The sequence below is a fragment of the Actinoplanes sp. TFC3 genome (genome assembly GCF_001553785.1).
GTDB lineage: Bacteria > Actinomycetota > Actinomycetes > Mycobacteriales > Micromonosporaceae > Actinoplanes.
The window spans coordinates 428,998-455,366 of record NZ_LOJP01000001.1 but is presented as its reverse complement, the minus strand read 5'-3'; the positions used below and the strand labels follow the sequence as shown (position 1 = coordinate 455,366).

General features: G+C 68.6%; 22 protein-coding genes, 1 pseudogene and 2 riboswitches. Of the genes and pseudogenes, 10 read left to right on the top strand and 13 right to left on the bottom strand.

Annotated features, from left to right (window positions below):
• The first annotated feature begins 83 nt into the window (after window positions 1-83).
• Window positions 84-1,634 (top strand): diguanylate cyclase, encoded by a 1,551-nt coding sequence (locus tag TFC3_RS02075; RefSeq protein ID WP_236717942.1) that lies wholly within the window; start codon window positions 84-86, stop codon window positions 1,632-1,634.
• A gap of 129 nt (window positions 1,635-1,763) precedes the next feature.
• Here TFC3_RS02075 and TFC3_RS02070 read toward each other — a convergent pair whose 3' ends face one another.
• Both TFC3_RS02070 and TFC3_RS02065 read right to left on the bottom strand, forming a co-directional pair.
• Entirely contained in the window at window positions 1,764-2,249 is a 486-nt protein-coding gene (locus TFC3_RS02070) for a GNAT family N-acetyltransferase (RefSeq protein ID WP_082771817.1), read from the bottom strand.
• Window positions 2,250-2,370: 121 nt separating this feature from the next.
• The gene (locus TFC3_RS02065) at window positions 2,371-3,387 is read right to left on the bottom strand and encodes a hypothetical protein (RefSeq protein WP_067494801.1); all 1,017 of its coding nucleotides are present in this window, start codon (window positions 3,385-3,387) and stop codon (window positions 2,371-2,373) included.
• 4 nt (window positions 3,388-3,391) lie between these two features.
• A riboswitch (cyclic di-AMP (ydaO/yuaA leader) is annotated at window positions 3,392-3,530 on the bottom strand.
• 279 nt (window positions 3,531-3,809) lie between these two features.
• A riboswitch (cyclic di-AMP (ydaO/yuaA leader) is annotated at window positions 3,810-3,944 on the top strand.
• On the opposite strand from TFC3_RS02065, the gene TFC3_RS02060 reads away from it, so the two are divergent.
• Window positions 3,943-5,025 (top strand): hypothetical protein, encoded by a 1,083-nt coding sequence (locus TFC3_RS02060; protein ID WP_067494798.1) that lies wholly within the window; start codon window positions 3,943-3,945, stop codon window positions 5,023-5,025. It overlaps the preceding riboswitch by 2 nt.
• 51 nt (window positions 5,026-5,076) lie before the next feature.
• Here TFC3_RS02060 and TFC3_RS02055 read toward each other — a convergent pair whose 3' ends face one another.
• Together TFC3_RS02055 and TFC3_RS02050 are read right to left on the bottom strand one after the other, a co-directional pair.
• Entirely contained in the window at window positions 5,077-5,841 is a 765-nt protein-coding gene (locus TFC3_RS02055; protein ID WP_067494795.1) for an ABC transporter ATP-binding protein, read from the bottom strand.
• Window positions 5,834-6,733 (bottom strand): ABC transporter permease, encoded by a 900-nt coding sequence (locus tag TFC3_RS02050; protein WP_067494792.1) that lies wholly within the window; start codon window positions 6,731-6,733, stop codon window positions 5,834-5,836. The genes TFC3_RS02055 and TFC3_RS02050 overlap by 8 nt, the downstream gene beginning before the upstream one ends.
• A gap of 172 nt (window positions 6,734-6,905) precedes the next feature.
• Here TFC3_RS02050 and TFC3_RS02045 point away from each other — a divergent pair, with 172 nt between their 5' ends.
• Window positions 6,906-7,514, top strand: coding sequence for a TetR/AcrR family transcriptional regulator (locus TFC3_RS02045; RefSeq protein ID WP_067494789.1), 609 nt, complete (start codon window positions 6,906-6,908; stop codon window positions 7,512-7,514).
• Here the strand turns inward: TFC3_RS02045 and TFC3_RS35240 are convergent.
• Together TFC3_RS35240 and TFC3_RS02035 are read right to left on the bottom strand one after the other, a co-directional pair.
• Window positions 7,477-10,176: a bifunctional diguanylate cyclase/phosphodiesterase gene (locus TFC3_RS35240; RefSeq protein WP_082771815.1), complete on the bottom strand. Its 2,700-nt coding sequence runs from the start codon at window positions 10,174-10,176 to the stop codon at window positions 7,477-7,479. The genes TFC3_RS02045 and TFC3_RS35240 overlap by 38 nt on opposite strands.
• A 66-nt stretch (window positions 10,177-10,242) precedes the next feature.
• Window positions 10,243-11,682 carry a glycoside hydrolase family 76 protein gene (locus TFC3_RS02035; RefSeq protein ID WP_082771814.1) on the bottom strand — a complete coding sequence of 480 codons (1,440 nt, stop codon included), beginning with the start codon at window positions 11,680-11,682 and terminating at the stop codon, window positions 10,243-10,245.
• A 114-nt stretch (window positions 11,683-11,796) separates the two neighbouring features.
• Here TFC3_RS02035 and TFC3_RS02030 point away from each other — a divergent pair, with 114 nt between their 5' ends.
• Both TFC3_RS02030 and TFC3_RS02025 read left to right on the top strand, forming a co-directional pair.
• A complete protein-coding gene (locus TFC3_RS02030) occupies window positions 11,797-12,138 on the top strand; it encodes a hypothetical protein (protein WP_067494786.1) in 342 nt (113 codons plus the stop codon).
• Window positions 12,139-12,169: 31 nt separating this feature from the next.
• Entirely contained in the window at window positions 12,170-12,736 is a 567-nt protein-coding gene (locus TFC3_RS02025) for a hypothetical protein (protein ID WP_067494784.1), read from the top strand.
• A gap of 65 nt (window positions 12,737-12,801) precedes the next feature.
• Here the strand turns inward: TFC3_RS02025 and TFC3_RS02020 are convergent, their stop codons facing one another.
• The 7 genes from TFC3_RS02020 to TFC3_RS01990 all read right to left on the bottom strand — a co-directional run bounded on the left by TFC3_RS02020 (window position 12,802) and on the right by TFC3_RS01990 (window position 23,125).
• Window positions 12,802-15,168, bottom strand: coding sequence for a glycoside hydrolase family 65 protein (locus TFC3_RS02020; RefSeq protein WP_067494781.1), 2,367 nt, complete (start codon window positions 15,166-15,168; stop codon window positions 12,802-12,804).
• 38 nt (window positions 15,169-15,206) lie between these two features.
• The gene (locus tag TFC3_RS02015; RefSeq protein ID WP_067505757.1) at window positions 15,207-15,947 is read right to left on the bottom strand and encodes an HAD family phosphatase; all 741 of its coding nucleotides are present in this window, start codon (window positions 15,945-15,947) and stop codon (window positions 15,207-15,209) included.
• A gap of 119 nt (window positions 15,948-16,066) precedes the next feature.
• A complete protein-coding gene (locus tag TFC3_RS02010) occupies window positions 16,067-16,537 on the bottom strand; it encodes an ATP-binding protein (protein WP_236717941.1) in 471 nt (156 codons plus the stop codon).
• A gap of 87 nt (window positions 16,538-16,624) precedes the next feature.
• The gene (locus TFC3_RS02005) at window positions 16,625-17,455 is read right to left on the bottom strand and encodes a hypothetical protein (protein ID WP_067494775.1); all 831 of its coding nucleotides are present in this window, start codon (window positions 17,453-17,455) and stop codon (window positions 16,625-16,627) included.
• A 134-nt stretch (window positions 17,456-17,589) separates the two neighbouring features.
• Window positions 17,590-18,888 carry an ABC transporter ATP-binding protein gene (locus TFC3_RS02000; RefSeq protein WP_067494773.1) on the bottom strand — a complete coding sequence of 433 codons (1,299 nt, stop codon included), beginning with the start codon at window positions 18,886-18,888 and terminating at the stop codon, window positions 17,590-17,592.
• Between the two features lie 92 nt (window positions 18,889-18,980).
• The gene (locus TFC3_RS01995) at window positions 18,981-21,155 is read right to left on the bottom strand and encodes a bifunctional glycosyltransferase family 2 protein/CDP-glycerol:glycerophosphate glycerophosphotransferase (RefSeq protein ID WP_067494770.1); all 2,175 of its coding nucleotides are present in this window, start codon (window positions 21,153-21,155) and stop codon (window positions 18,981-18,983) included.
• Window positions 21,152-23,125, bottom strand: a complete 1,974-nt coding sequence (locus TFC3_RS01990; protein ID WP_067494767.1) for a DUF5941 domain-containing protein — start codon at window positions 23,123-23,125, stop codon at window positions 21,152-21,154. The genes TFC3_RS01995 and TFC3_RS01990 overlap by 4 nt, the downstream gene beginning before the upstream one ends.
• A 235-nt stretch (window positions 23,126-23,360) precedes the next feature.
• Between TFC3_RS01990 and TFC3_RS01985 the strand changes: the two genes are divergently transcribed.
• From TFC3_RS01985 to TFC3_RS37710, 5 genes and pseudogenes are all read left to right on the top strand, one after another.
• Window positions 23,361-23,546 carry a PspC domain-containing protein gene (locus TFC3_RS01985; RefSeq protein ID WP_067494765.1) on the top strand — a complete coding sequence of 62 codons (186 nt, stop codon included), beginning with the start codon at window positions 23,361-23,363 and terminating at the stop codon, window positions 23,544-23,546.
• A 27-nt stretch (window positions 23,547-23,573) separates the two neighbouring features.
• Window positions 23,574-24,506, top strand: a complete 933-nt coding sequence (locus TFC3_RS01980; RefSeq protein ID WP_067494761.1) for a sensor histidine kinase — start codon at window positions 23,574-23,576, stop codon at window positions 24,504-24,506.
• Window positions 24,503-25,156, top strand: a complete 654-nt coding sequence (locus tag TFC3_RS01975) for a response regulator transcription factor (protein WP_067494758.1) — start codon at window positions 24,503-24,505, stop codon at window positions 25,154-25,156. The genes TFC3_RS01980 and TFC3_RS01975 overlap by 4 nt, the downstream gene beginning before the upstream one ends.
• A 52-nt stretch (window positions 25,157-25,208) precedes the next feature.
• Window positions 25,209-25,973: an ATP-binding cassette domain-containing protein gene (locus tag TFC3_RS01970; RefSeq protein WP_201787109.1), complete on the top strand. Its 765-nt coding sequence runs from the start codon at window positions 25,209-25,211 to the stop codon at window positions 25,971-25,973.
• Window positions 25,970-26,369 (top strand): annotated as a pseudogene (locus tag TFC3_RS37710) (hypothetical protein); the annotation flags it as partial. The gene TFC3_RS01970 and the pseudogene TFC3_RS37710, both read left to right, overlap by 4 nt.

Sequence of the window (26,369 nt, the reverse complement as noted above, 5' to 3'; positions counted from 1 at the left end):
TTTAGGAATTCGCAGCACCTGTAAAAAGTCAGGTGTTTCGGTCACGGGATTTACTTGAGCCGTGAACGGCTGATACTGGGTGGATGGCGGACTGGATCTCACGCGACGATCGGCTACCCGTCCCGGTCAGCGCCTACGGTCCCCTCCATCTTCTGGCCCGTCAGGTGCACCGCTTGGCCGAGACCGGCCGCGCCCACGAGGCCCTCGAAGCGGCGGACGCCTACCTGGCCATCGCCCGTACAGTCCACGATGAGAAGACTGTCCGCTTTCTCATCCAGGGCAAGATGTACGCCGAGTTGGCCCTCGGCCGCGTCACCGAGGCCTATCCCCTGGCGCTGTCCCTGCTGCACGCCCAGCGCGCGGCCGGCTCGGTGCTCGGCGAGGCCAAGGCGCTCTGCGATCTGGCGCACGTACACATGCTGCGCGGTCACTACGTCGACTGCATGCGCAACCTCGCCCGCGCCGGGGTGTTGCTGGCCGAGACGACAACGGAAACCGACCGCCACCACTCCGCCCTGTGCTCCTTCGCCGAAGCGGCCACCGCAGCCGAGCTGTACGAAACGGCGGCCTCGGCGTACGAGCACCTGCGGCATCGCACGTCATCGTTCGACTTGGTGCACGCGGTCACCCTGCTCTACTGGGGTCTTCGCCTGGCTCACGTGGGCCGGGCCGACGAGGCTCGTACCCGTCTGCGCCGCAGCGCCGAGATCACCCACGCCTGGCTCGAAAACCACTCCGACCCCACCGTCACCGCTGTGCACGCCCTGGCCCTGGCGAAACTCGGCGAGACCACCATCGCGGAGAAGCTGGCCCGCCCCCTGATCATGGAACTGCGCAACGGCGGCAGCCACCAGTACGCCCGCATGGCCCACCTGGCCTTGGGGATCAGCCTGCGCGCCCACGGCTTCCCCCACCAGGCCCGCCGCGAGTTCATCGCCGCCCGCGACCTGAGCGAACACGGCTCGCGCCCCGACGAACGCCCGATCATCCGCTTCGAGCTGGCGCTGACCGCCCTCGACATGGACAACGGCCAGCCCAACAAAGATCTCTTCGAGGCAATCGAGGGACAGGTACGCGAGTTGTGGCGCCTCCGCCTCCAGCGCCTCGGCATGCTGCGCCAGGCCCGCCAGCGCGAGGAAGCCGAGGCAGCCCGGGCCCGAGCCGAACACCTGGTCCTGCGCGACCCGCTGACCGGCCTGGGCAACCGGCGCCGCTTCGACGTACTCATGGAAGCGGTGTCCCCGGTGAAGAATGAGCCGCTGACCCTGCTGCTGATCGACTTGGACCACTTCAAGGCGGTGAACGACGCCCACTCCCACAGCGCCGGCGACCGGGTGCTCCGGGAGGTGGCGGCGATCCTGCGGGCCCACTGCCGCCAGGGCGACGAGGCGGTGCGCTACGCCGGGGATGAGTTCGTCGTCTTCCTGAACGGGGACGCGGCGGCGGGCGCGGAGGTCGGCGAACGCATCCGGGCGGCGGTGGCCCAAGCCGACATCCTCACCGACGTACGCATGACCGTCAGCGTCGGCGTAGCAACCTGGACCCCGGGCCTGACCGGCGACGACCTCTTCCGAGCCGCCGACAACCGCCTCTACGCCGCCAAATGGTCCGGCCGAAACACCACAGCAGCTTGATGTCGCCACCCTGGCCGCAGGCCTGCGCGGCAGCAGGTCGCCGATCGCAGGGCGTCACGACGAGCCGAGCCTCGCAGATCGAGCAGGGTCAGCCTTACGGGCAGAACAGGCCTTGGCCGGACGGCTTGGTCAGATGGCGAGCCGCAGGCCCAGGTAGGTGGTGTTGTCCGGGCCGGGGCGGTGGGCGCCTTCACTGGTCCAGCCGAGGCGGGCATAGAAGGCCAAGGCCCGCGTGTGGCGCTGCCAAACTTCCAGGACTCCGGCCGTACGGGCGGTTTGGCGCAGGTAGCTCAGGAACATCTCGTGCAGCCGCGTCCCGACGCCCCGTCCGCAGCTTTCCGGCTCGACGTGGAGTTGGAAGAGCCGGGCGCTGTTGGCGGCGTCCAGACCCATGGCTGCCGCCCCGACCACCCGGCCCGCCACGATGGCGCAGTACACCGTCAGGCCGGGGGAGCCTACCGCGTGCTGCCAGCCATCGCGGCGCTGCTGGGTGCCGATCGGGTCGGCCATGCTGTCCGCCAGGACGCCGCCTGCCTGGTAGTAGCTGGCGCGGGCTCGGGTGTGCACGTCGGCGAGGTGGTCGACGTCGGCGGGGGTGGATTCTCGGATCAGCATGCGGTTCCTTCCTGATCATCGAACCGGTGCGTCCCGACGTGAAGAAACCCCCACCCCTCCGGCCGGCCGCGTGGTGCTGCGGCCGGGGAAGAGTGGGGGCCCGTGGGGCGCGGAGGTTCGGTTACAGCATGGAAACGTGTACGTGGTCCGTGTGGTTACTGGGGCCGTGGTAGGTCTTCCAGCCGGTCGCCGGGAACCAGATCATCCGGTTCCAGATCACGTAGAGGATGCCGAGGCGGTCGGCATTTCGTACGACGAAGGCCATGAGGTTGTTGCCGTATTCGCGGGTGTCCTGGTTGTGCCAGGGTGAGAAGCCGCTCTTCTGCAGCGACCAGTCACACGCGCGGCCCTTGGGATGCTCGAACGGGCCACCGTCTCGGTGACAGCCGACGAAACGGTTGAAGCCGGCCTTTTTCACTTCCTGGTACATGTGCAGCGTGCGCGCGGTGATGCACCCGTTGGTCGTCGGGTCGTTGACACTGCAGGACTCGGGGGTGAACCCGCCGTCCGAATTCTTCGGGGCGGGGCTCGCAAGCTTGCTCTTGGCATCGACGAAACCGCCGGTCACGACGTCGCCGCCGACCAGCCGGAGCGCCTTCTCGGCCGACTCCTTCTGCTTCTCCATCGTCGCCAGGTTCTGCTTCTGCGCCTTGACCTCGGCATCGAGCGCCGCCTTGGCCGTCGCCACCTCGGTGATCGCCGCGTCGAGTTCGTGCAGCTTGTGGTCGTGCAGCGCGTTGATCTCCTCCAGGGAGATCGCCTTGTGCAGGAACGACTCCGGGGAGTTGGCGTTGAGCAGGAAGCCCATCGTCGTCACGCCACCGGTGCGGTATTGCTGCGCGGCCACCGCGCCGACCTCGGGCAGCAGCGCGTCCCGCTTGTTCTCGGCGGATTTGACCTGAAGCTGATAGCCGAGCTGGGCCTTGGTGGACTTGGCGACCGCTGACTTGGCCTCCAGGTAGCGCCGGCCCGTGCTGTCGAGCAGGTCATTGAGCTGAGGGTTGTCGTCGCCGTCGTCGGCCGTGGAGCTGCCACTGCCGGGCGCCGCGGTGGCGGGCGCGCCGGGGGCAGCCACGAGCGTCGTGGCGACGAGTGAAGCCAGTGCCAGTACCAACCAGCGCCGGGGTCGTGCCGTCATCGGTTTCCTTCCACGTTGCCGCCGACCGGGTTAGCTGACGGGTTCGGGACGGAAGCGATCCCTACCGCCGATTCCTCGGCGGATTCACCCCATTACCTAGTGGTTCCCCGGTTCGCCTCGCGGCGATTGAGCGGTGGCCCGCCGGCGCCTTGGGGGTGGCACCTTCCTGGCATGACCGGCGGAAAGCTTACCTGAACTCGGGCGGGTCACCAGCAGTCGCGAGATCGAGAAAACTGTTACGAGGCAACGACTTTACGTGACTACCGGAAAGCGTGACGCAGGTCATTGGCCGTAACGTCGCAGCCGGGTGATTCGTTTGCCGCGCTCCACAATGCAATTACTAAATGTATCTACCTCGCTGCGCAGGGTGTGACCGCTGTCAATAGTGGAAATTGATGGGTAGTGTTCGTCACGGTTCCATCACGGAACCGCCGCCTAATCGCCAGCACGGCGAGCCGGGGACCCATCCGGTAATGGGGTGAATCCGCGAACTGCGGTAGGGATCACTTCCGTCCCGAACCCGTCAGCTAACCCGGTCGGCGGCCGAGGGAAGGAATGCACGTGAGGCTCGACCCTGTCCGCAGGCGATTAGCGGCCACACTCGCGCTGCTGATCGCCACCACCGGGCTGGCGCTGACCAGCCCCGTCGCGGCGAGTGCCGCGCCCCGGCCGCTGGCCGCGCCGGGTGACTCCGGCGATGACGGCGAGGGCGGCTCGAAGTCCCTGGTCGAGCAGCTTGAGGCCGCCTCGAAGGGCTTCGTGGAGGCCAAGGAGAAACTCGACGAGTCGAAGAAGCGCCAGACCGCGCTCGCGGCGAAGCTCAAGGAGCTCGACGCCGAGCTGGGACCCAAGCAGGAGGCGCTGGACAAGATCGTCCGGCAGTCGTACCAGTCGGGGCGGCTCGGGCCGATGGGCGCGTTGCTGACCGCGGACTCCACCGACGGCATGCTGGACCGGGCCGAGACGCTGCAGACGATCGCGGTGAAGCAGGACCGCGCGGTGCGTGATCTCAAGGACGCGAAGACCCAGCAGGAGCAGGCCAAGCTGGCCATCGACGGCGAGATCACCAAGCAGCAGGCGCAGGTCACGGTGATGGCCAAGCGCAAGGCGCAGGCCGAGAACGCGCTGAAGGCCGCAAACGCGCCAGCCGATGACGCCGCCGACAACGCGGACGACGAGAAGGCACCGAGTTCCGGCGGCGGCTCGAAGAAGGCCACCGCGGCGCCGCGTAACTCCGACGGCTCGCTGTCCTCGGAGTCCTGCAGCGTGAACGACCCGACGACCACCGGCTGCATCACGCCGCGCACGCTCAACGCCATGAAGTCGGCGCAAGCGGCCGGCTTCAATCACTTCGTGGCCTGCTTCCGCCATCAGAACAGCGGCGAGCACCCCAAGGGCCGGGCCTGCGACTTCGCCGCCGACAAGGGCGGCTTTGGCGGGGTGGCGACCGGCAGCAGCAAGACGTACGGCACCAACCTGGCCAACTACTTCATCGACAACTCCAGCAAGCTGGGTGTGCTGTACGTGATCTGGTTCCGGCGCATCTGGCTACCCAGTAGCGGCTGGAAGGCGTACACCAGAGGCAACGGTGATCCGTCCAGCGACCATACGAACCATGTGCATCTATCCATGAGATGACGCAAAAGGGGCGGCCACTTTCGCGAGTAGCCGCCCCTTTTCGTACCGGGATCACTTCTTGGTGAAGGCCTCGTACTCCTTCAGGACCTCATCGGTCGGGCCGTCCGCGCGGATCTTGCCCGACTCCAGCCAGATCGAGCGCTCACAGGTGTCGCGGATCGACTGCTCGCTGTGGCTGACCAGGAACACCGTGCCGGCCTCGGCGCGCAGGTCACGGACCCGCTGCTCGCTGCGCTTGCGGAACTTGGCGTCACCGGTGGCCAGCGCCTCATCGATCAGCAGCACATCGTGCTTCTTGGCCGCCGAGATGGCGAAGCGCAGCCGGGCCGCCATGCCGGAGGAGTAGGTCCGCATCGGCAGCGAGCTGAAGTCGCCGCGCTCGTTGATGCCGGAGAAGTCGATGATCTCCTTGACCTTCGGCTTGACCTCGGCCGGGGACATGCCCATGGCCAAGCAGCCGAGCACCACGTTGCGCTCGCCTGGCAGGTCGTTCATCAGCGCAGCGTTGACGCCGAGCAGCGAGGGCTGACCGGCCGCGTAGATGGCGCCGCGCTCCACGGGCAGCAACCCGGCCACCGCGCGCAGCAGCGTCGACTTGCCGGAGCCGTTCGTGCCGATGAGCCCGATCGCCTCGCCCTTGTAGGCCACGAAGCTGACGCCCTTTACCGCATGCACCTCGCGCAGCGTGGTGGGCTTGGCCCGGGTGACGATCCGCTTGAAGCCGGCCAGCGGGCTCGTTGCCCCGCCGGACTGCTGCACCCGGTAGACGATGTGGGCGTCGTCCACGATCACTGTGGGTTCGCGCTGGTCAGCCACGACCGTAGCCCTTCTCTCCGCGCCAGAAGTAGACGTATCCGCCGAAGCCCACGAGCACCGTCCAGGCCGCGGCCTCGGTCCAGAGCACCCACGGGGTCGCCACCAGCTCGACGTTCTCCAGCAACGCGTGGCGCATCAGGTCAATGAACACCAGCAGCGGGTTGGCCTCGACGATGTGCAGCAGCACCGGGTGGTGCACGGCGGACTTGAACCGGCTCACCGGGTAGAGCACCGCCGAGCCGTACATCCAGAACCGCATGATGAACGGCACCAACTGCTTGAAGTCGGCCACCTTCGAGCCCAGCCGCGCCGTCGCGAGGGCGAGGCCGGCGTTGAAGACCGACTGCAGCAGGAAGATCGGGATGACCAGCAGCCACTGCAGGGTGAGCGGCTCGCCGAAGCCGAGCGCGATGGCCATCAGCACGATGAGCGAGGCGACCATGTTGCGGATCTCGACGAACGTTATGGCCAGCGGCAGGGCGGCGCGGGGGAAGTGCAACGCCCGGATCAGCCCGAGGTTGCCGCTGATCGCCTGGATGCCGGCCTGCACCACGGACTGGGTGAACCCGAAGATGAACACGCCGGTGCACAGATAGGCGACGAAGTTCTCGACGCCGTTGGAGGTGCCGAGGATCTTGCCGAAGATCACGTAGTACACGGCCGCGTTGATCAGCGGCGTGAGCACCTGCCACACCATGCCCAGCCGGGTCTTGCCGAGCGACGATGTCACCTTGGCATTGGCGTAGTAGGCGATGAAGTGCCGGTACGCCCACAGCTTGCCGGTGTACTCGGGCAACGAGGGCAGCCGGCCCGCAACGCCCAGGCCGTGCCGCTGGGCCAGCTCTTTCAGGGGTAGGCCGGTGTCGGAATCGGCGACCGCCGTCTGAGGCATAGGGTGGCGCTCCGATCTGATCGGTCCGTCGGGGGTCTGGGACCTCGGTGTCTTGCGCGGGAACACACCAGACAGTGTGCCGCGATGAGACGCCATCGTATCGACGTCGCACCGAATTTAACCGACCTAACGTCGAAACGCAACCGTTGCGTCGTGGCGTATAGTGAGTGCCGTGGCAGCTACAAAACGTGCACCCGCGGGTGCCGCCGTGCTCCGCGGCGACATCACCGCCGCAATCCGAAACGCCGTGATGCACGAGCTGGCCGAGGTGGGCTACGGCCGGCTCTCCATCGAAGCGGTGGCCCGCCGGGCCGGGGTCGGCAAGACCGCGGTTTACCGCCGGTGGAGCAACAAGCTCGAAATGGTCCTCGAGATTGTTTCCGGCGTGGCGGAGCGTAGCGTGCCCATGCCCGACACGGGTAGCTTCGCGACGGATTTGCAACTGACCATGTTCATCGTCAGCAAGGCGCTGCAGCACCGCATCGCCTCGCAGATCATCCCCGACCTGATGGCCGAGGCGGCCCGCAACCCCAAGATCGCCGAGACGCTGAACAAGGCGTTGCGCACCCACCAGACGGCCCTCAGCGAGAAGATAGTCGGCCAGGCCATCGAGCGCGGCGAGCTGCCCAAGGGCACCGATCCCGAGCTCGCCGTCGACCTCATGCTGGGCCCGCTCTACTGGCGGCTGGCGGTGCTGCGCACGCCGGTCGACGACGACTACCTCGAGAAGGTGGCGGCCTCGGTCATGACCTCGCTGGGAGCGACTCCACCGGCATCATGAGCGCCGGCTCGGTGATGGCCACCGCTATCAACTCGGCGGTCATCGGCCGGGCGAAGTGGAAGCCCTGCGCCCTGACATAACCGAGATCGCCCAGCCTGGCGGCCTGCGCGGGAGTCTCCACACCCTCGGCGACGGCCTCCACGCCCATCGCGGTGGCCAGGTGCAGCACCGCGCCGGCAATGGCGTCCGGCCCGGCTCCGGGCGCAAACGACCGGTCCAGCTTGATCTGATCCACGGCACAGTTGGCCAGCAAGCTGAGGGTAGAAGCACCAGTACCAAAATCATCGAGGGACAGCCGTACGCCCAAAGCCCGCAAAGCCTGCAGTGCCTGATGCGTGCCCTCGCCACCGAGCGCGATGGACTCGGTGATCTCGATGATCAACCGGCTCGGCGCCAGGCCCACCGCGTGCAGCGTGCCGGCCACCTCGTCGGCGAAGCCCGGGGTCTGCAACTGCCGCGCTGACACGTTCACAGCCACCGTGCCCGGAGCCTGGTCACCCAGCTCGGCGATCCACGCCGCCGCCTGCCGGCACGCCTCGCGCAGCACCCAGGCGCCCAACGGGACGATCATGCCGGTCAGCTCCGCGCCGGGGATGAACTCCCCCGGGCCGAGCAGGCCGCGCTTGGGGTGCATCCAGCGCACCAGCGCCTCGACCCCGGTGAGCGTGCCGTCGGGCAGGCTGACCACCGGCTGGTAGTGCAGCAGAAACTCCTGGCGTTCCAGCCCGGCCGCCAGCGCCTCGGTGATGCGGTGCCGTTCGACGCCGCGCACCTGCGAGCCGGGCCGGTACCGCTGGTAGCCGCCGTCGCCGCGTTCCTTGGCCTCGTACATGGCGATGTCGGCCTGGCGCAGCAGGTTGCCCGGGTCGTCGCCGCCCCGGCCGTCGACCACGCCAAAGCTGGCCTGCGCGCTGAGCAGGTGCCCGCCGATGTCCGCCGGTACGGCCAGCGCGTCGGCGATGCGGTTCAGCACTCGGTCGACCGCGGTGCTGGCCAGGCCCTCGAACAGGATGGCGAACTCGTCGCCGCCCAGGCGGGCCACCGTGTCGGTCGGCCGGACGGTGGCCTGCATCCGCTCGGCCACGCTGACCAGCAGCGCGTCGCCGACCCCGTGCCCCAGGGTGTCGTTGACGATCTTGAAGTCGTCAAGGTCGACCAGCACGATGCTGATCGGGCGCTCGGGGCGGGCGTGGCGCACGGCTGCCTCGACGCGCTCGCTGAACAGGGCGCGGTTGACGAGACCGGTCAGGACGTCGTGGTTGGCCTCGTAGCTGAGCCGCTCGTGCGCCTCGACGGTCTCGGTCACGTCGCGGGTGTTGCTGACCAGGCCGCGTACCGACTCCTCGTGCAGCAGGTTGGCCAAGGTGATCTCGAACATCCGGTACGAGCCGTCGGCGTGCGCCAGGCGGACCTGGTATGTGATGGTCGCCCCGGGCAGCTCGGCGATGCGGCCGAGGTTCTCCTTGACGATCGGCAGGTCCTCGGGGTGCACCCGGTGGATGAAGTTGGTGCCGGTGAGCTCCTCGGGATCGGTGCCGAGCATCCGCCGTACCGCTGGACTCAGGTACTCGATCGTCCCGTCGCGCTGCGTGACCGTCACGATGTCGCTGGAATTCTGCACGAGCGAGCGAAAGCGCTCCTCCTTGAGGCGCAGGGCCAGCATGTTCTCGTCCAGTTGGGTGACCAGCCGCTCGTTCTCCCGCATCGAGGCCACCTGGCGGGCGATGACCAGCGTGGTGAGCGTGACTGCGGCGGCAGTAACCGGCAGCACGTCCGAGCTGTGCTGCGCGACGACGGCGATCAGCAGCCCGTTGGTTGCGGCGGCCACGGCGTAGGCAAACGGGCTCCAGTGCCGGATCCGGCGGTCCGGCGGCTGAGCCGTGACGCCGGCCGCCGCCTGGCGCTGGGCGGCGATCATGACCAGCACCGACCCGACCGGCATGATCAACAGGCTGGTGTCCAGGTACGGCTTGGCGACCAGCAACGGTGCCAGGGCGGCACCGGCCGGGCCGATCAGGAACGCGTAGCGCAGCGCTCGCAACGAGCCGCCGTCCAGCGTGGCGGACGCGGTCACGGCCAGCTTCGCGGTAGCGGTCAGGGCCAGCAGCCCCGAGCCGGTCAGCAGCACGCCGGTGGCGTACGAGGCCCCGGCCGCGTTCTCGAACAGCAACTGGGCGGCGAAGTGCCAGAAGAAGATGCCCGCCCCGCACACCAGGATCGCGATGTCGATGACCGAGGCGATCAGCTTGCCCCGCGACGGCGCACCCCAGGGCAGCCGCAGCATCGGCCACACGATCAGCACGGTAGCGGCGAAGTGCAGCACCCCGGTGAGCGGGCCGACCCGCATGGTCATGCTCAGGTCGGCGTTGAGGGCGTCGGCGATCTGGCTGACCAGCGACAGCGAGAGCACGCCGAGCGCGGCTGTCAACCACCGCCAGAACCGCCGGGCGGGCCTGGGCACCCCGAGGTCCGCGCTGGTCTGCCATGCGGTGATGGCGGCCACGGCGGTACACAGGGGCGCGACCAGCCAGCCGGCCACGGCCGGGCCGGCCGGGCCGATGAAGAACGTCAGCACGAACCACGTGGTTGCGACGGCCGCCGCCGATCCGCAGATCAGCAGCAACCGCCGGTCCCACGGCGTGGTGCGGGGCGCGTGCTCCATGGGAATCCTCTCGTGCCGGGTTCGAGGGCACGATCGGTCCCGGGGCGAGCGGGATGAGCTTTACCGCTACGGCGCCACGTTCAGCAGGTCGACTGCACTGTGTTGGCAACTGTGGTTGGTGCTGACATACGGGCCGGCCCAATGGCTGCCGTACGCGTCGAAGCTCGTCCGGTCGTTGGCGTACGCCGAATCGGCCTGGCGCCTGAGGTAGGCGTCGTACGGCCGTCCCACCGCCGCGTTGAGCACGCCCAGGCCGCGGACGAACGGGCCCTTGAACGAAACGCCGTCCCCGCTGCACTGATCGGGCTCGTTGGGCTCACGCAGGATGCCGCCGGGGTTCAAATATGAACTTGTCGTGGCCGCGTCCCCGATCCGGCGGGCCACGGTGAGCGCGTTGGCGTCGCCGGTCAGCTTGTTGAGTTGCACCAGCGCGTTGATCAGCACGCCCTGGTTGTAGGTCCAGGTGACGTTGCCGTTGTTCCGGCACGTACTCATGGTGATGCCGTCGTTCACCAGGTTCGAGCTGTTGAGCATGCCGGTGCTCTGGAACCAGTTCCAGCCCGCCTGCGCCCGCCCCCGGTACACGGTGTCCCCGGCGATACGCTGCGACAAAGCCGCGTTGAGCTGGATGTACAGGCTGTTCTCGATCGCGTTTTTGCTCGCGCGATCGGTCTTCCACCACACGCCCCCGCCGCAGGTGCCGTCCCAGTACGAGAACATGTAGTCGGCATCGGCTCGTGCGGTGTTGAGATACCGGCTGTCCCCGGTACGGTCGTACGCCGCGACCCAGGTCAGCCCCCACCACCCGGTGTCATCCAGGTACTCGTTGCGGAACTGCCCCTGCTTGGCGTTCACCTGGGCGTTGTACGTGTTCGCGATCGCGTAGTCGTAGCTGTGCATGCCACTGATGCGGCTGTTGTCGATGAGGCTGGTGAGCGCGTTCGCCGAGGTCCACCAAGCGTTCGCGGCGTCGAAGAGCCCGGACGCGCGGTCGTAGCGCATCATCAGGGCGGTGGCTGCGGCTGTGCGGCGGTCCCAGGCGTTCCAGTTGCTGCGGACCCAGGACGTACAGGCGATTTCGGCTCTGTCGCCGGCCTTCCCGCAGGCCCGCAGCACGCCGACGCCCTGGTTGTTCCAGTCGTCGACGTTGTACATGCCGGTTCGCCAGGTGCTGGAACCGGCCGGGATGGCGGTGACCCCGAGCCGGCTGTTGGCTCCCCAGCCGCGGCCACCGTCGAACGAGCGGTCGAGCCATACCTCGTCCCCGGCCTGGCCGTTCTCGACGGTGGCCCAGGCCATCGCGTCGGTGTCGTTGACATGGACCTTGAACGACCGGCCGTACAGGCTCGTAGTGACGGATACCCGGTCGCCGGGAGACAGGGCCGGGTCCCGGCCGTCGCAGTAGCGGTTGCAGATGGTGGCCGCAAGCGCCGGCACGGCCGTCTGCAACTGCAGTCCGGCGGTGGCGACGACGGTCAGGGCGGCGATCCACTTCAGCGGGCGCATAACTATTAATAATGTTCATAGATTGTTAACTGTCAATGGCAGGTTCCCTCAAGTGCAGCTCAAGGGCGCCGAAGGGTACTGACAACTTCCCCGCCGTAACCTGCTTGGAGCACCATGCGCCCCCGGATCGACACAACCATCTTCGGCACAGCGTCGCTGCTGACACTCGCTTTCGGCCGCGCCGGCGAAACCGTGCCCACCGTGACCCCCACGCCGGCCGGGCCGCCCGAGGGATACGCCGGCTTCTGGCAGAACGCGGACGGGTCGGTGCGGCTGTGCTTGGCCGGGGACTGGTCGTACGAGGGACGGGTCGAGGGTCGCCGGCGTGCTGCGAAGGGCACGTACCACCCGCAGGGCGAGGGGCTGATGCTGCGCGACCGGTCGGGGCTCCGTACCCCGATAGCGGTAGCCGAATTCGGTCTTGAGATGGCCGGCCACCAGCTCTTCCGAGCCTAAGCAATCAGGGGTCGCCGCCGAATCGACAAGCATGCGGATCCTCAAGTTCCTGTCGCCGCTGCTGGCCCTCCCCCTCGCGGTGGGTGGCTGCAGCGCGCTCGGACTTGGCTCCTCGGGCCAGCCCGGCGGATCGGCCAGCGCGACGCCCAACTCGGGACCGGGCTGGATCGTGTACGCCACCGGCAGCGCAACCCCATCACCGGTAGTGAGGTATTCAGGCTCCCGGCCCCCGGCCCTGCCCTCGGTCTCGTTCCTGCCGGCCGACCCCGGATGCTCCACGGCCTACGAGGTCGACCCGGTGCTGATCCCGGTGACGGTCACGCCCGGCAAGGGCCGCCTGACCGTGACCTGGCCCCGCCAGTACGACTCCGACTACCGGATCGCCGCGGTCAAGCAGCCCCTGATCTCCGGCGCCCAACCCAACTACAAGTGGCAGTACGTCCCCACCCCGCCCGGCTGCACGGCCACAGCCACGATCACGGGCCTGAAGTCGGGCACGCCGTACATCGTCTGGCTGGACGCCCCGAACACCGGCTACGAGCGCGACGGCACCCGGCACCCGTACAGCGGGCGCTCGGGCGTGGTGTATCCGCTCTGAGAAGCAAACGGGCGAAGGCCGGCATCTTGCCGGCCTTCGCCCGTCCGGGCCTTACGGTGATCAGCTCAGAGCGTGCTGGCCCGGCGCACCGGGGCGCGGCCGGCCGGTTGGGTCGGGGCCGGGCCAGTGGGCGCGGCCGCCGGGATCGGCAGGACGACCGGCTTCACCTGGGTGACGGTTACCTGCTTGCCGTGGTGCAGCAGGTCGAGGCGGGCCGAGCCGCCGCCGTTGCGCAGCGAGTAGGTGACCTCGTCGCGGGTGACCTCGACGCGCAGGCGCAGGCCGCGCCAGAGCAGCGAGAACTCCAGGCCGTCGATGCGGCTGGGCAGGCGCGGGGCGAACGACAGCTCGCCGTTGTAGTCGCGCATGCCGCCGAGCCCGGCCACCAGGGCGATCCAGGAACCGGCGAGCGAGGCTACGTGCACGCCGTCGCGGGCGTTCTGGTGCAGGTCGTGCAGGTCCATCAGGGCCGCTTCGCCGAGGTAGTCGTGCGACAGCTCGAGGAAGCCGACCTCGGCGGCCAGCACCGCCTGGATGCACGCCGACAGCGACGAGTCGCGGACCGTGCGGGCGTCGTAGTAGGCGAAGTTGCGGGCCTTCTCCTCCGGGGTGAACGCGTCGCCCCGCAGGTACATGGCCATGACCAGGTCGGCCTGCTTGACGACCTGCTTGCGGTACAGGTCGAAGTACGGGTAGTTCAGCAGCAGCGGGTACGCCTCGGGCGGGGTGTTGTCGAAGTCCCATTCCTGCAGCCGGGTGAAGCCCTCGGACTGCTGGTGCACCTGCAGCTCGCGGTCGTAGGGGATGTGCACCGCCGCGGCCGCGTCCCGCCAGGATGCGAGTTCCTCGTCGTCGACGCCGAACTTGCGGGCCAGGTCGGGGTGGCGCTTGGCCGCGTCCGCCGCCGCGAACAGGTTCTGCTGGGCCATGAGGTTGGTGTAGACGTTGTCGTCCACCACCGCCGTGTACTCGTCCGGGCCGGTCACGCCGTCGATGTGGAAGCGCCCGTGCCGGTCGTGGTGACCCAGCGAACGCCACAGCCGGGCGGTCTCGACCAGCAGCTCGAGGCCGAACTCGCGCTCGAAGTCGAGGTCGCCGGTGGCCGAGACGTAGCGGCGCACCGCGTCGGCGATGTCGGCGCCGATGTGGAAGCCCGCGGTGCCGGCCGGCCAGTAGGCCGAGCACTCCTGACCCCGGATGGTGCGCCACGGGAACGCCGCACCCTGCAGGCCGAGCGTCTGGGCGCGCTCCTTGGCCAGATCCAGCGTGGAATGCCGCCAGCGCAGCACGTCGGCCGCGGCCGAGGGCTGGGTGTAGGTCAGGGCGGGCAGCACGAAGGTCTCGGAGTCCCAGAACGTGTGGCCGTCGTAGCCGGGGCCGGACAGGCCCTTGGAGCCGATCGGGGGCTGCTCGGCGCGGGCACCGGCCTGCAGCGTGTGGAACAGCCCGAAGCGGACCGCCTGCTGCACCTCGGGGTCACCCTCGACCTTGACGTCGGAGTGGTCCCAGAACTCGTCGAGGTATTCGCGCTGGGCCTCGAGCAGGCCCTCCCAGCCGTCCAGCCGGGCGCTGGCCAGCGCCGCGCCGACCTGGTCGCGCACGGCAGGCAGCGAGCGGTTGCTGGACCAGCCGTACGCGGCCAGCTTGACCACCCGAAGCTTCTGGCCCGGTTCGAGCTTGCAGGCAACGGTGGTGCGCAGCCAGTCCGGGTGGCCCTCGGTGGTGACCGCGTGCTTGCCGGGCGCCTCGACCAAGTGCTCCATCGCCGCGGCCATGCGCAGGTCGCTGGCCTTGGTGCGGTGCACGAGCAGGCCGCCGGTGCGCTGCTCGAGCATCTCCTCGGCCTGCAGCGGGTGATCGAGCACGGCCGCGACGCGCGGGTCCTTGCTGGTCGGCGGGAGCTGCTCGTTGGCCACCAGCTCGGACTGCAGGATCAGCCGGGCGGTGTCGTTGAGCGGCTCGACCTCGTAGAGGAACGCGACGACGGCGCGCTGGGTGAACGAGACCAGGCGCACGGTGCGCACGCGGATGCCCTGACCCGACGGGGACACCCACTCGACGGTCCGCTCCAGCGTGCCGGCGCGCAGGTCGAGGGTGCGCTCGTGGGAGCGCAGGTCGCCGTAGCGGACGTCGAACGGCTCGTCGTCCACGAGCAGCCGCATCAGCTTGGCGTTGGTCACGTTGACCATGGTCTGGCCCGACTCGGGGAAGCCGTAGCCGGCCTCGGCGTAGGGCAGCGGCCGCAGCTCGAAGAACGAGTTGAGGTACGTGCCCGGCAGTCCGTGCGGCTCTCCCTCGTCGAGGTTGCCGCGGATGCCGATGTGGCCGTTGGACAGGGCGAAGACCGACTCGGACTGGGCCAGCAAATCCAGGTCCAGCCGGGTTTCCCGGATGTGCCAGGGGTCGACGGGGTAGGCCCGTTCACGGATCACGGTGGTGCCTCTCGCAGTGAGAAGAGAAAAAGTCTTTGTTATTTGCCGAGGAGCTCGGCGAGGTCCTGGACCACGATGTCGGCGCCGTGTTCGCGCAACGCATCGGCCTGGCCTGCGCGGTCAACGCCGATGACGATGCCGAACTTCCCGGCCCGGCCCGCTTCCACCCCCGCGAGGGCATCCTCGAAGACGGCGCAATTTTCCGGCTCGACGCCGAGCAGCTTCGCACCATAGAGGAAGGTATCGGGTGCGGGCTTGCCCGGCAGGTTCTCGGCCCGCGCCACCACACCGTCGACCCGCTGCTCCAGCAGGTCGGCGATCTTGGCCGCTTCCAGCACGTCCTTGCAGTTGGCGCTTGCCGACACCACTGCGCGGCGCAACCCCGCTTTGGTAACGGCGTGCAGGTAGTCGACCGATCCAGGATAGACCTGAACCGCTCCCTCCTGAATTTTCTGCAGCACCAACACGTTTTTGCGGTTGCCCACCCCGTTGACGGTCTCGGCGTCGGTCGGGTCCTCCGGGCTGCCTTCGGGCAGGGTGATGCCCCGTGAGGCGAGGAAGGTGCGCACACCGTCGGCGCGTTGACGCCCGTCGACGTACTTGTGGTAGTCGGCCCCGGAGTCGAACGGCACAAAGGGCTGTCCGTGCTGGCGGGACCACTCCTGGAGGAACGCGTCGAAGGTCTGCTTCCACGCCGCGTTGTGCACCAGGGCGGTCTGGGTGAGCACGCCGTCGAGATCGAAAAGGCATGCAGTTACGTGAGGAGGTAGTCCGAACACCGGCCTAATGTAGTCGCCCGTGGCGCGCTGCACCCGGGAAAGACCGGGACCGGCTTGGCCCGGCGTTTCACCAGGTGTTCAGCTGTGTTTCGGCAGGTCGCTGACTTACCGGGGCATGGTCATCGGCCGGGCAGGTCGATTTTGAGTCCGATAGTCGTCCCAATTGGGCCTGTCGCCATCGTCACTTCGTCGCACAACTGGTACGCCAGCCAGATGCCCCGGCCGCCGTCACCGAACGCCGCGGGCACCTCGGGCGGGCCCTGGTACTGCTCCGGGATGCCCGGTCCGGAATCGGTCACCGTGCAGCGCAGCGCGCTGCCGCTGGCGTCGAGCACCAGGCGCCCGGTCCCTCCGGCGTGCACGACCACATTGGTGATCACTTCGTTTACCGCGAGCACAAAGCCGTCGAAGCGCTCGCCCAGCGCGCCGCGGTCGAGCCGGTCGAGCAGCTCGTGGCGCAGCACGGTGATGTCGGCGGGCCCGAACACGCGGTCAAGGAGGGCCACGGAGCGTCGCGAAGAAGAGTGCGCGGAGCCGCCGTCCGGCAACTCCCTGCCCGGAGCCGGACGCAACGCTGACTGGTCGACCATGTCCTCCACCGCCGAGCAGCCTACGCTGTGTGCCGCCTCCGTGGCAGTCGTCGCAACCCTAAATATTGAAAGATGCAGTAAAACGGCTCAGAACAGGTGCGAGAGCGTCCGGAAGATCTCGGCGTAGAAATTGCCGTCGATCTGCCGGTACAGGCTGAACTTCATGCCCGGACTGCCGAAGAACGGGCGCAGCGTCCAGGCCAGCTGGGTGCCGACGAAGCCGAACAGCAGGATCCAGATGTAGAGCAACGTCATGCTCGGGGGCGCCGACGGCCGGGCCGGCTGAGCGAGAGGACGCGGGTTCAGCATGCCGGGCGGAAGGCTCTTGACCGGGACCGGCGCAGCACCATCGGCCCCGACCGCAACGAGTTCTTTCTTCTCAGCGTCCGGGACCGGGGCCGCGGCGGGGGTGGCCGGGGAGAGCAGGCCGTGGTCGTTGAGCACCCGCATGCCACCGGTCAGGAACCGCAGGCCGACCAGCGCCGACAGCGCCAGGATGAGCACATTGAGCAGCTTGAAGAACGAGTAGTCGGGCGCTGTGATGCGGAAGAACAGGGCGATCGGGGCGAACGCGAGGGCGAGCATGGCGGTCACGGTCAGGGCCACCATGACCAGTGACAACGATTGCCGTACGGACAACCGCGCCCCGAACACCAGGTTGAACAGGTACAGGGTCGGCAGGCAGATCGCCAGCGTGACCAGGAACAGCAGCGGCAACTTGACCGCCGAGGTCAGCGCCATCAGCACGCTGTGGAAGGAACCCAGCACCGCGCCGTAACAAGCGAGGGCCAGCACCGCGCTCGACAGCATCTGCACTGTCAGTTTCGGCAGGTCGCGGTCCTCGACCACCTGCTGCCAGATGCCTTGTCGATCCCGCAGGATCCGTTCGATCACCAGCAGTCCGGATGCGTTCGCCACTGTCGCCACCCTTCGGGGGTTTGACGCCGATACGCCGTCGCACCGACGTGGGGCGACCATACGACACCGTGTCAACGAAACGGCATCGTCTCGTCGGCTGAGTTCACGGGTTCAACGCCGGACCAGCCACAATGTCAGCGCCAGCCGACGTCGATGCGGTCCCCACGCTCGTCAAAAAAGTGAAGGGCATCCATGCGTACATTGATCGCCAGCGGCTGCCCGGCCGAGATCGCCGGGTAGGGCGCCAGCCGGACCGCGAGTTCGGCGGGCCGGCGATGGTGCCGGCCGGGATCGTTGAGCACCGAGGCCTTCTCGGTCTCGCGGTGCTCCAGGGGATCCTCGGCGCGCCCGGTGAGCCGCTGCAACGCGTCACCGAAGCGGCGCAGCGCCCCACCGCCGGTCGGCGCGCTGCCGGTCACGCCCTTACCGAGCTCGTCGACGGCGATCGCGGTAGCCCCGATGTCCAGGAACGCGAGCGACTCGTGGCCGTGGTGCTCGAGGTAGCGGATCCGGCCCTGCAGCACGTCGCCGGGACTGTCCGGGGCCACCGGGGTCAGCGCCTCGGCCCGCATGCCGACCACGATCCGCTCGCCGTGGTAGTGCGCCAGCGGCCGGGCACGGATGTCGTTCCAGGGCAGGTAGAGCGCCTGCTCACCGAGGTTGAGGGCGATGTAGCGGTCCAGGTGGACGTACACCGAGGCTTCGAGCAGGTTCATCCGCGGCGAGCCGAGGAACGCCGCGACGTACAGGGTCGCCGGACGGCCGTACACCTCGGTCGGGGTGCCGATGTCCTGCAGCACGCCCTTGCGCATGATCGCCACCCGGTCGGCCATGGTCAGCGCCTCGGCTTGGTCGTGCGTGACGTACATCGTGGTGACGCCCAGCTCCCGGGTGAGCCCGGTGATCTCGGCGCGCAGCTCAGCCCGCAGCCCGCTGTCGAGGTTGGAGAGCGGCTCGTCCATCAGGAACAGCCCCGGCCGGCGCACTATGGCCCGGCCCATCGCCACCCGTTGCCGCTGACCACCGGACAGCTGGCCGGGCTTGCGGCCGAGCACGTCGCCGATGCCCAGCGCGCTGGCCACATCGCTGATCCGTTCGTCGCGCGGGCCCGCCTCGACCCCGGAGAGCTTGAGCGGGAAGCCGATGTTGCCGCCGACGGTCATGTGCGGATAGAGCGCGAAGTCCTGGAAGACCATGGCGATCCGGCGGTCGCGCGGCGGCACGTCCATGACCGGTTCGCCGTTGAGCAGGATGGCCCCGGCGCTGGGATCCTCCAGCCCGGCGATCATCCGCAGCACTGTCGACTTCCCGCAACCGGACGGGCCGAGCAGCACGAGGAACTCCCCGTCCTGCACGTCGAGGCTGACCCGGTCGACCGCCACGGTGCCATCCGGCCAGACCTTTGTGACGTCCTTGAGCGCGACGGTGGACACCGTCAACCTCCCGCTATTGAGCTGCGACGATGGCCTAGCGTGACTACACGCATCAATAGAAGCCATCGGGCGAACGGCCAATAGCCGAAAATTTACGAAGCTGACTCTTTCAGCAGCACCCGGCGAACCACGCGCTCCGCAGCTTTTCCGTCATCGAGATAGCAGAACCGTTGCCGGAAGCGGTCCCGCTGAGCGGCCGCGATGTCGCTGGCATAGGAGCCGGAGTCGAAGACCTCGACCAGGTCCTCGAACGTCACGGCCAGCTCGCCCGGGGGCACCTCGGTGAGGTCGAAGTAGACGCCGCGCAATTCGCGATAAGCCTGCCAATCGGGCGCGAAAATCACCAAAGGCCGATCCAGCACCGCGAAATCAAACATGGCGGACGAATAGTCGGTCATCATGACGTCCGCCGCGAGATACAGATCCTCGACGATGGGGTACGCCGACACGTCGACAATCCGCCCCCGCCGGGCCTGCGCCTCATGGTCTGCTGTCACATAGAAGTAGTGCGCCCGGACCAGCAGCACGGTGTCGGGGCCGAGCCGGTCGGCGAACGCCTCGACATCGAGGACCTGCTTGCCCAGCGGCAACCACTCGCGGTGCGTCGGGGCGTAGAGCACGACGCGTTCGTGGGGCTGGATGCCGAGCTTTGTCCGTACCGCTGAAGTCTCTGCCGTTGTCGCAGTGGCCAGCCGGTCGTTGCGTGGATAGCCCAGCTCGAGGGTCTCGTGACGGCAGGGGTAGGCGCGCTCCCAGGCGATCGTGGTGTGCGCGTTGGCGGTGATGCTGAAGTCCCAGCGGTCGGCCCGGCGCATCTGGGCGTGGAAATTCTGGTCCATGGCGGCGGCCGGGTGGTCGGCCTGGTCCATGCCCATCATCTTCAGCGGCGTGCCGTGGTGGGTCATCACGTGCGTGGTGTGGGTGCGCTTGACCACCCAGTTCGGCCAGTTCACGTTGTTGACCAGGTAACGGGCGCGGGCGAGGGAGCGGTAGTACGGCAGCGAACCGGCGATCACGTAATCGGTGCCCGGCGGCACCGAGGCGGCCCGGGCCTTGCTCACGACCCAGACGTTGCGGACCTGCGGGGCCAGTTCCCCGGCCTTGGCGGCAATCGCGGCCGGGTTGCACGTGACACCGCGATACCAGTAGGCCGCATACAACGCGAGGTGCTCGTCGACCGGCCCGCGCAACTGCAGCTTGTAGTAGCCGCGGTACAGCGCTTGACGTACCCGTTTGGCGAAGCCCTTGGTGCGGCCGAGCGGCACCCGGCGTACCCGGTTAACGGCTTTTGCCGCCTGAATTGTCTGCTGCAGCAAGCGGAACTGCGTGAACGACCCCCGCTCGATCGCCTGGAACCGCAGGTTCTGCCCGTGGCTCGGCGCCCGCACAGCACCGGCCGGCTGGTAGCGGCGATAGTCCTCGTGCATCCGCTCGAAGAAGCGCCGGCGCGACGCCTTCTTCACCCGCTGGGCGTTGCGCAGGACCAGCAGGTAGTGCCACATCATCCGTTGGAACAGCACCGGGCGCAGCTTGTCGGCGCGCTCGGAATACTCCTCGACCAGGGCCATCGCATGCCCCCAGTGGTCGAAGATCTCGAAGTGCCGGTCGTCGAGGGTGCGGGTGATCGCTCCGGTACGGCGCTGGCGATAGTGCACGCAGACGCGCGGCAGGGCGGTGATCCGCTCGGCCGCGGCGAGGACGGGGAAGGTGAACGAGACGTCCTCGTACCAGCCTTGCTCGAAGCGGAAGCCCAGCTTGACCAGCAGGTCGCGGCGGATGACCTTGTTCCACGCGACGTGCAGGATGGTGAACACGCGGGGCCATTGCTCGGCGGTGAAGGTCTGCGGCGCGGCAGCCAGCACCTGGATCACGCCGGACAGGTTGACCTTGGAGTCCCAGTTGACCCGGTCGAAGCCGACGATCAGCACGTCCGGCGTGGTGGCGGTGATCCGGTCGGCCACCGCGGTCAGCGCGCCCTGGGCCAGCCAGTCGTCGCTGTCGACAAACCACACGTACTCGCCGGTCGCGTGGTCGAGCCCGGCGTTGCGAGCGCGGCCCAGGCCGACGTTCTCGGCCAGCGGGACAACCCGGACGCGGGAGTCACGGGCGGCGTACTCGGCGAGGATGGCGCCGCTGTTGTCCGGCGAGCAGTCGTCCACCGCCACGATCTCGAAGTCGGTGAACGCCTGGTCGAGCAGCGAGTCCAGGCATTGCCGCAGGTAGCCCTGCACCTTGTAGACGGGCAGCACGACGCTGAGCAGGGTCATCGGCTCTCTCCGGTTCGCCAGTCCTTGATGGCCCCCGTGAGAAAGTGCACGCCGATCCCGATGGCGAGCAGCAGCTCCCCACCGGTGGCGATCCCGGCCAGCGCGAAAAACACCAGCAGGACGACCCGGCCGTCCCAGCCCAGCAGAGCGCGCTTCGCCGGTTTGCCCGGTGCGCCCTTCTCCATCCGGGCGGTCAGGTCGTAGTGGTGCAGCGCGAGCACGAACAGCAGCGCGAACACCACGGGCGGCGGTACGTCGCAGATCATCGCGACCGCCACCGCCACCAGGTACTCCGCGGCCCGCAGCCCGGCCGGCACCAGCCAGTCGAGCGGCCCGCCATGATCCGAGCGCGCCGCGGCCCCGGCGAGCAGCACGATCAGGGCCGCCACCACGAGCCAGATCCCAGCACCGCCGGCCCGGACCCATTCCAGGTCACCGGCCCGCCAGGGTGTGCCCCGGTGCACCCAGCCGGCCGCAACGGCGCCGATCAACGCCAGTGGGGCCACCGCTGCCAGGACGGCCCAGATCAGCGGTTGCCGAAGTCCGGCCGCGCTGACCACGCCCCGGACCAGCCGGCCGTCGTCACGGTGCTGCGAGGTGTCGACGGTGGTGAGAACGCCAACGCGCATGGAGATCGAACGCAACGACCGCAGACCCAGGGTGTACGCGAACGCGAGCAAGCCCCAGACAACCACGGCAGCCAGCGCGATACGGCCGTTGGCGACCGCCGCGAGGACCGCGATCAGGGCCCAGCGTTCGCCGATCGGGAACACCACGATGCGCTTGAGCCAGTACGCCACCGAGCCGGTGTCGGCCTGCACCTTGTTGGAGGCGCGGCTGAGCCGGGCGCCCACCCCCCCACCGGCGTCGGAGTTGCCGGCCGTGCCGACGGCTTGGCGAGCTGCTGCTTCGTCGTGCAGGGCGCCGTACCAGGTGTCGGTCATGTGGCGCACGGTCTGCAGCACGATGGCGGTGATCGCCAGCGGCCAGGCGAACGACAACCCGAGGCGCTCGGCCCCGGCGGCGAGCCCGGCGTAGACCACGTACTCCTTCGCCCGGTCGGCCATGGTGTCGAGCCAGCCGCCGAACGCGCCGAACTTGCGGGTGTAGCGGGCGAGCTGGCCGTCCACGCAGTCGAGCACAAACCCGAGGTAGAGCAGCACCGCCCCGATGATCAAAGCCGGTCGGGAGGCCTGCCAGAAGGCGAGCGCGGCGGCCACCGCGAACAGTACCGACAGCGCGGTGACCTGACTGGGCGTGAGCTTGGCGCGAGCGCACAGCTTGGTGACCAGCGGTGACCAGCTACTGACGGCGTACGTGGTGAAGAAGTCGTCCTTCTCCTTGACCGCGAGCCGCAGCAGCGCCTTGTCCTCATCCACCGCCGCGACCTTCTGGCGGGCGGCGCTCAGTTGCGCGTGGGTGTGCACCCGTTCGGCGTGCAGCAGGCGCACCCGGGTGGCGATCGGGACCAGCCCGGCACCGAGCAGGCCGGGCAGCAGAACGTCGAGCGCGTTTGTCGCCGTGACCAGCACATCGGTGCCGCCCCGGGGCCGCCGGGCGTTTGCCACCGCAGCCGTGACGAGCCCCAGATCGGTCTGGGCGAGACAGAGCGCGCCGAGGAATCGGGTAGGGCCATCGGGGGCCGCCACGAGCCGCCCCCGATCCTCCCGGAGGTCGCCGCCGTCACCACTCTGCGTGGCGGCGACCAGCGCGGTGCTGCGACCGGCCGGCTCGGTGGCCAGCGTCCACAGCAGACTCGGGTGCGCCACAAGATCATCCGCGCAGAGCAGCAGCGGCTCGTCGGCCTCCTCGGCCAGCGCGGCCAGCCGGAGCAACTGGGCGGACATATCCGGACCGTTCACGCTGACCACCCGGGTTGCCCCGGCTGCCAGCAGCGCCGACCGCACCTCGCTGGCGGTTTCCGACGTGAGAACGTTTGCGGTACTCCCGCACAGCACGGCGAGCGTCACCGCGACATCCCTCCCCTTCACACCGCCTCCGGAGCAGCCAGGCTTTTAACTGCGGAGAGTAGGCGGTGGAATTTGCCCCGATGTTAACAGCGCGGCCGCATCGGGTACGGGGTCCCCTTACGGGAATGTGAACCGCCTTCTCCATCTCAGGACCGAGGGCGGCTCACAGAGATCCATCTAGCGTGGAAAGCGGCCGGAGCAACCGGGTTCCGGCCCCACCGAAGGAGTGAACGCAATGACGACCCGCCGCCTTGCCAGGCCCCGTGACGACCGTTGGATCGCGGGTGTGTGCGCCGGTCTGGGCCGCCGCTTCGGCATCTCATCGGGCATGGTCCGGCTGATCTTCGTCGTGTCCTGCCTGCTGCCCGGTCCCCAGTTCCTGATCTACCTCGTGCTCTGGGCGCTGCTGCCCAACGAGTGACCGCGCCCGGCGGCATACGATGCGGTGATGCTGGTCGCCGCGTTTGTCGTTGTGGTCTTCTGGCTCCCGCCTGCGCTTCGCTCCGACAGCCGGGCGGCCGGGCTGCTTCTGGCCGGTGTCGCCGCCGCAGCAATGGCGCTGCGGCGGCGTCATCCTTCTCAGGCCACGCTGGTCGCGGGGGCCGTCACCCTCCTTGGCACGGTTTTTCAGCTGACCGAGGACCCGATGCTGGCCACCGCTTGGTGCCTCTATCCGCTCGCGGTGCACCAGGCCAGCCGCGTGCGCCATCCGGCCGTCTGGCTGCCCATCCTGGTTGCCGGCGTGGCGGTGGTAAGCGCCGTACCGTCGCATGGGCTCGGGCAGCGTGCGCTGGTGTCAGTTATCGCACTGACCGCTGCGGGGCTGCTGGGCACGGTTGTGGGCCGGCAGATCGAGGCGGAACGCGCGCAGGTCCAGCTCGCGGTCGCCCGGGACGTGCACGACGTGGTCGGGCGGGCGCTCGGCACGATCACGGCCGAGGCCGGAGTCGTCGCCGCCCTGCCGGACGCCGAGGAGAAAGAGCTGCGGGAAACGCTGGCGGGGATCGAGACGCACGCCCGGGGAGCCTTGGGGCAGATTCAGACTTTGGTACGTACATTGCGCGCGCCCCGCCCGGCTACCCCGCTGTCGGCGCGCGTCGCGTTGCCGGCGGGCACCGGCACTACCGCTTATTGGATCGTGCAGGAGGCGTTGACCAACGTCGTACGGCACGCTCCCGGGGCGGCCTGCCAGGTCGACGTGCACGACGAAAATGGCAGCACCGTGATCGTGGTCCGCGATCATGGACCCGGTGCCACCAGGCTGGGCGACGGCGGGTTCGGGTTGCGGGGCATGCGGGAACGCGTCGAACTGGCCGGCGGCACTGTGTCGTGGGGCAACCATCCCGACGGCGGTTTCGAGGTACGGGCCCGGCTGCCATGATCACCGTCTTCCTCGCCGATGACGACGCGCGGTTCCGGGCTGCCTACCGCAAGCTGCTCGACCGCACCGAGGGCTTCCGTGTCGCCGGTGAGGCCGGCGATGGGCTGGCCGCAGTTCGGCTGGTCGGCGCCCTCAACCCCGCGGTGGCCCTGCTCGACGTCCAGATGCCCGGCGCCAGCGGCCTTGAGGCGGCCCGCGAGATCCTGGCCACGACGGCCACCCGCGTGATCATGCTGACGACCTTCGACCTGGACGAGTACGTGCAGGAGGCGCTCGGGCTGGGCGCTTCCGGATTCCTGCTCAAGAACGCGGCGCCGGTGGAGGTGCTGCACGCGGTCCGCACGGTGCACGCCGGGCACGCGATGCTGGCGCCGGAAGTGACCGCCCGGCTGCTGCACCAATTTGCGCCGCCTCGGCGCCCCACGGGCCGGCACGCTTTCGCTGATGCGGTGCTGTCCGCGCGGGAGGTCGAAGTCGCGCGGCTGGTCGCCCGGGGACGGTCCAATCAGCAGATCGCCGAGGAGCTGTTCCTCAGCATCGAGACGGTGCGAACGTACCTGCGGCGGATGTTCGCCAAACTCGATGTGCGCGACCGGACCCAGCTGGCCGTGCTGACCTACGAGGCCGGGCTGCTGTACAAGCCGCGCTAGGTGTCTACTTCCGGGGGACGCGAAAACCCTCGGAAGGCCGCATTCTGCTGACGTGCTGGCCCTGCAGAACATCGGGAAACGGTACGGACACGGGCGGTGGATCCTGTCCGGCGTCACGTTCTCCATCGAGCCCGGAGACCACGTATACGTCGCCGGCCCGAACGGTTCGGGAAAGTCCACGCTGCTGCGCCTGATCGCCGGGGTGTCCCGGCCGTCGCGGGGCCGCATCACCGGCCGCCCGGCGATCGTCGGCTACGTGCCGGACCGGTTCCCGGCCGACGGGGCGATGTCGTCGCTGGCTTACCTGACGCATGTGGGGCGGATACGAGGGCTTGCTACCGGGGTGGCTCGGCTGCGGGCTGGGCATTGGCTGGAGCGGCTGGAACTGGCGGGCGGTGTTCGTACCCCCATCAGGGCCTTGTCCAAAGGAAACGCCCAGAAAGTCGCGCTGTCGCAGGCCCTCATGGTACGACCGGAGTTGCTGGTGCTCGACGAACCGTGGTCGGGGCTCGACGCCGCAGCCCACCGCGTGTTCGAAGAAATCCTCGGCGAAGTCGACACGGTGATCTTCACCGACCACCGCGCCTCGACCGCCCGGCGCAACGCCACCCGCAGCCTCACGCTGGGCGACGGCCTCCCGGCACCCTCGGTAGCGCACATCGTGGTGACCAACCGCTACGGCACGGCGCGTCCGGTGCCGCCCCACGTCGGCCAGACGAAAACCGCGCATCTGAAAGTGCCGGGCGACGAGTGCGACGAGGTGCTGCACCGGCTGCTCAGCAACAACTGGTCAATCGAGGAAGTCCGGCGCTCATGACCGCCGCGCTTCGGTACTACCTGTCGCTCACCATTCACGGGCAGCGATACCTGGCCCCGCTGCTGCTGTACCTCACCGCATTGACGGTATTCACGGTCAATGACACCGGCCCGCTGATCGGCAGTTACGTGGTGTCAGCGGGCAGCCTGCTCCTGACCATGTGCTGGCTCACGGTAACGGTGATCAATGGAGAAGACCCCACCCGGCGGGCGGTAACGGTGGTCACCGCTGGCGGGCCGGGGCGGGTGCTGGCGGCGCTGATCGGGTTGGCGCTGCTGGCGGGGATTGCGCTGATCGCGGTTGGGACGGTGTTTCCCATCGTGTCCGGGAGCCATTCGGTCAGCTTCCGGGCTGTGGCGGTTGGGGCGCTGGCTCAGGGGGTTACGACGTTTGTGG

What these genes read in the sequence shown, in the direction of transcription:
- TFC3_RS02060 (WP_067494798.1), top strand. Translation starts at nt 3,943, where the DNA reads ATGCACGTGAGGCTCGACCCTGTCCGCAGGCGATTAGCGGCCACACTC.
- TFC3_RS01975 (WP_067494758.1), top strand. Translation starts at nt 24,503, where the DNA reads ATGATCACCGTCTTCCTCGCCGATGACGACGCGCGGTTCCGGGCTGCC.
- TFC3_RS02070 (WP_082771817.1), bottom strand. Translation starts at nt 2,249, where the DNA reads ATGCTGATCCGAGAATCCACCCCCGCCGACGTCGACCACCTCGCCGAC.
- TFC3_RS01980 (WP_067494761.1), top strand. Translation starts at nt 23,574, where the DNA reads ATGCTGGTCGCCGCGTTTGTCGTTGTGGTCTTCTGGCTCCCGCCTGCG.
- TFC3_RS35240 (WP_082771815.1), bottom strand. Translation starts at nt 10,176, where the DNA reads ATGGAGCACGCGCCCCGCACCACGCCGTGGGACCGGCGGTTGCTGCTG.
- TFC3_RS02030 (WP_067494786.1), top strand. Translation starts at nt 11,797, where the DNA reads ATGCGCCCCCGGATCGACACAACCATCTTCGGCACAGCGTCGCTGCTG.
- TFC3_RS02010 (WP_236717941.1), bottom strand. Translation starts at nt 16,537, where the DNA reads ATGGTCGACCAGTCAGCGTTGCGTCCGGCTCCGGGCAGGGAGTTGCCG.
- TFC3_RS01985 (WP_067494765.1), top strand. Translation starts at nt 23,361, where the DNA reads ATGACGACCCGCCGCCTTGCCAGGCCCCGTGACGACCGTTGGATCGCG.
- TFC3_RS02035 (WP_082771814.1), bottom strand. Translation starts at nt 11,682, where the DNA reads ATGCGCCCGCTGAAGTGGATCGCCGCCCTGACCGTCGTCGCCACCGCC.
- TFC3_RS02075 (WP_236717942.1), top strand. Translation starts at nt 84, where the DNA reads ATGGCGGACTGGATCTCACGCGACGATCGGCTACCCGTCCCGGTCAGC.
- TFC3_RS02025 (WP_067494784.1), top strand. Translation starts at nt 12,170, where the DNA reads ATGCGGATCCTCAAGTTCCTGTCGCCGCTGCTGGCCCTCCCCCTCGCG.
- TFC3_RS02065 (WP_067494801.1), bottom strand. Translation starts at nt 3,387, where the DNA reads ATGACGGCACGACCCCGGCGCTGGTTGGTACTGGCACTGGCTTCACTC.
- TFC3_RS02050 (WP_067494792.1), bottom strand. Translation starts at nt 6,733, where the DNA reads ATGCCTCAGACGGCGGTCGCCGATTCCGACACCGGCCTACCCCTGAAA.
- TFC3_RS01995 (WP_067494770.1), bottom strand. Translation starts at nt 21,155, where the DNA reads ATGACCCTGCTCAGCGTCGTGCTGCCCGTCTACAAGGTGCAGGGCTAC.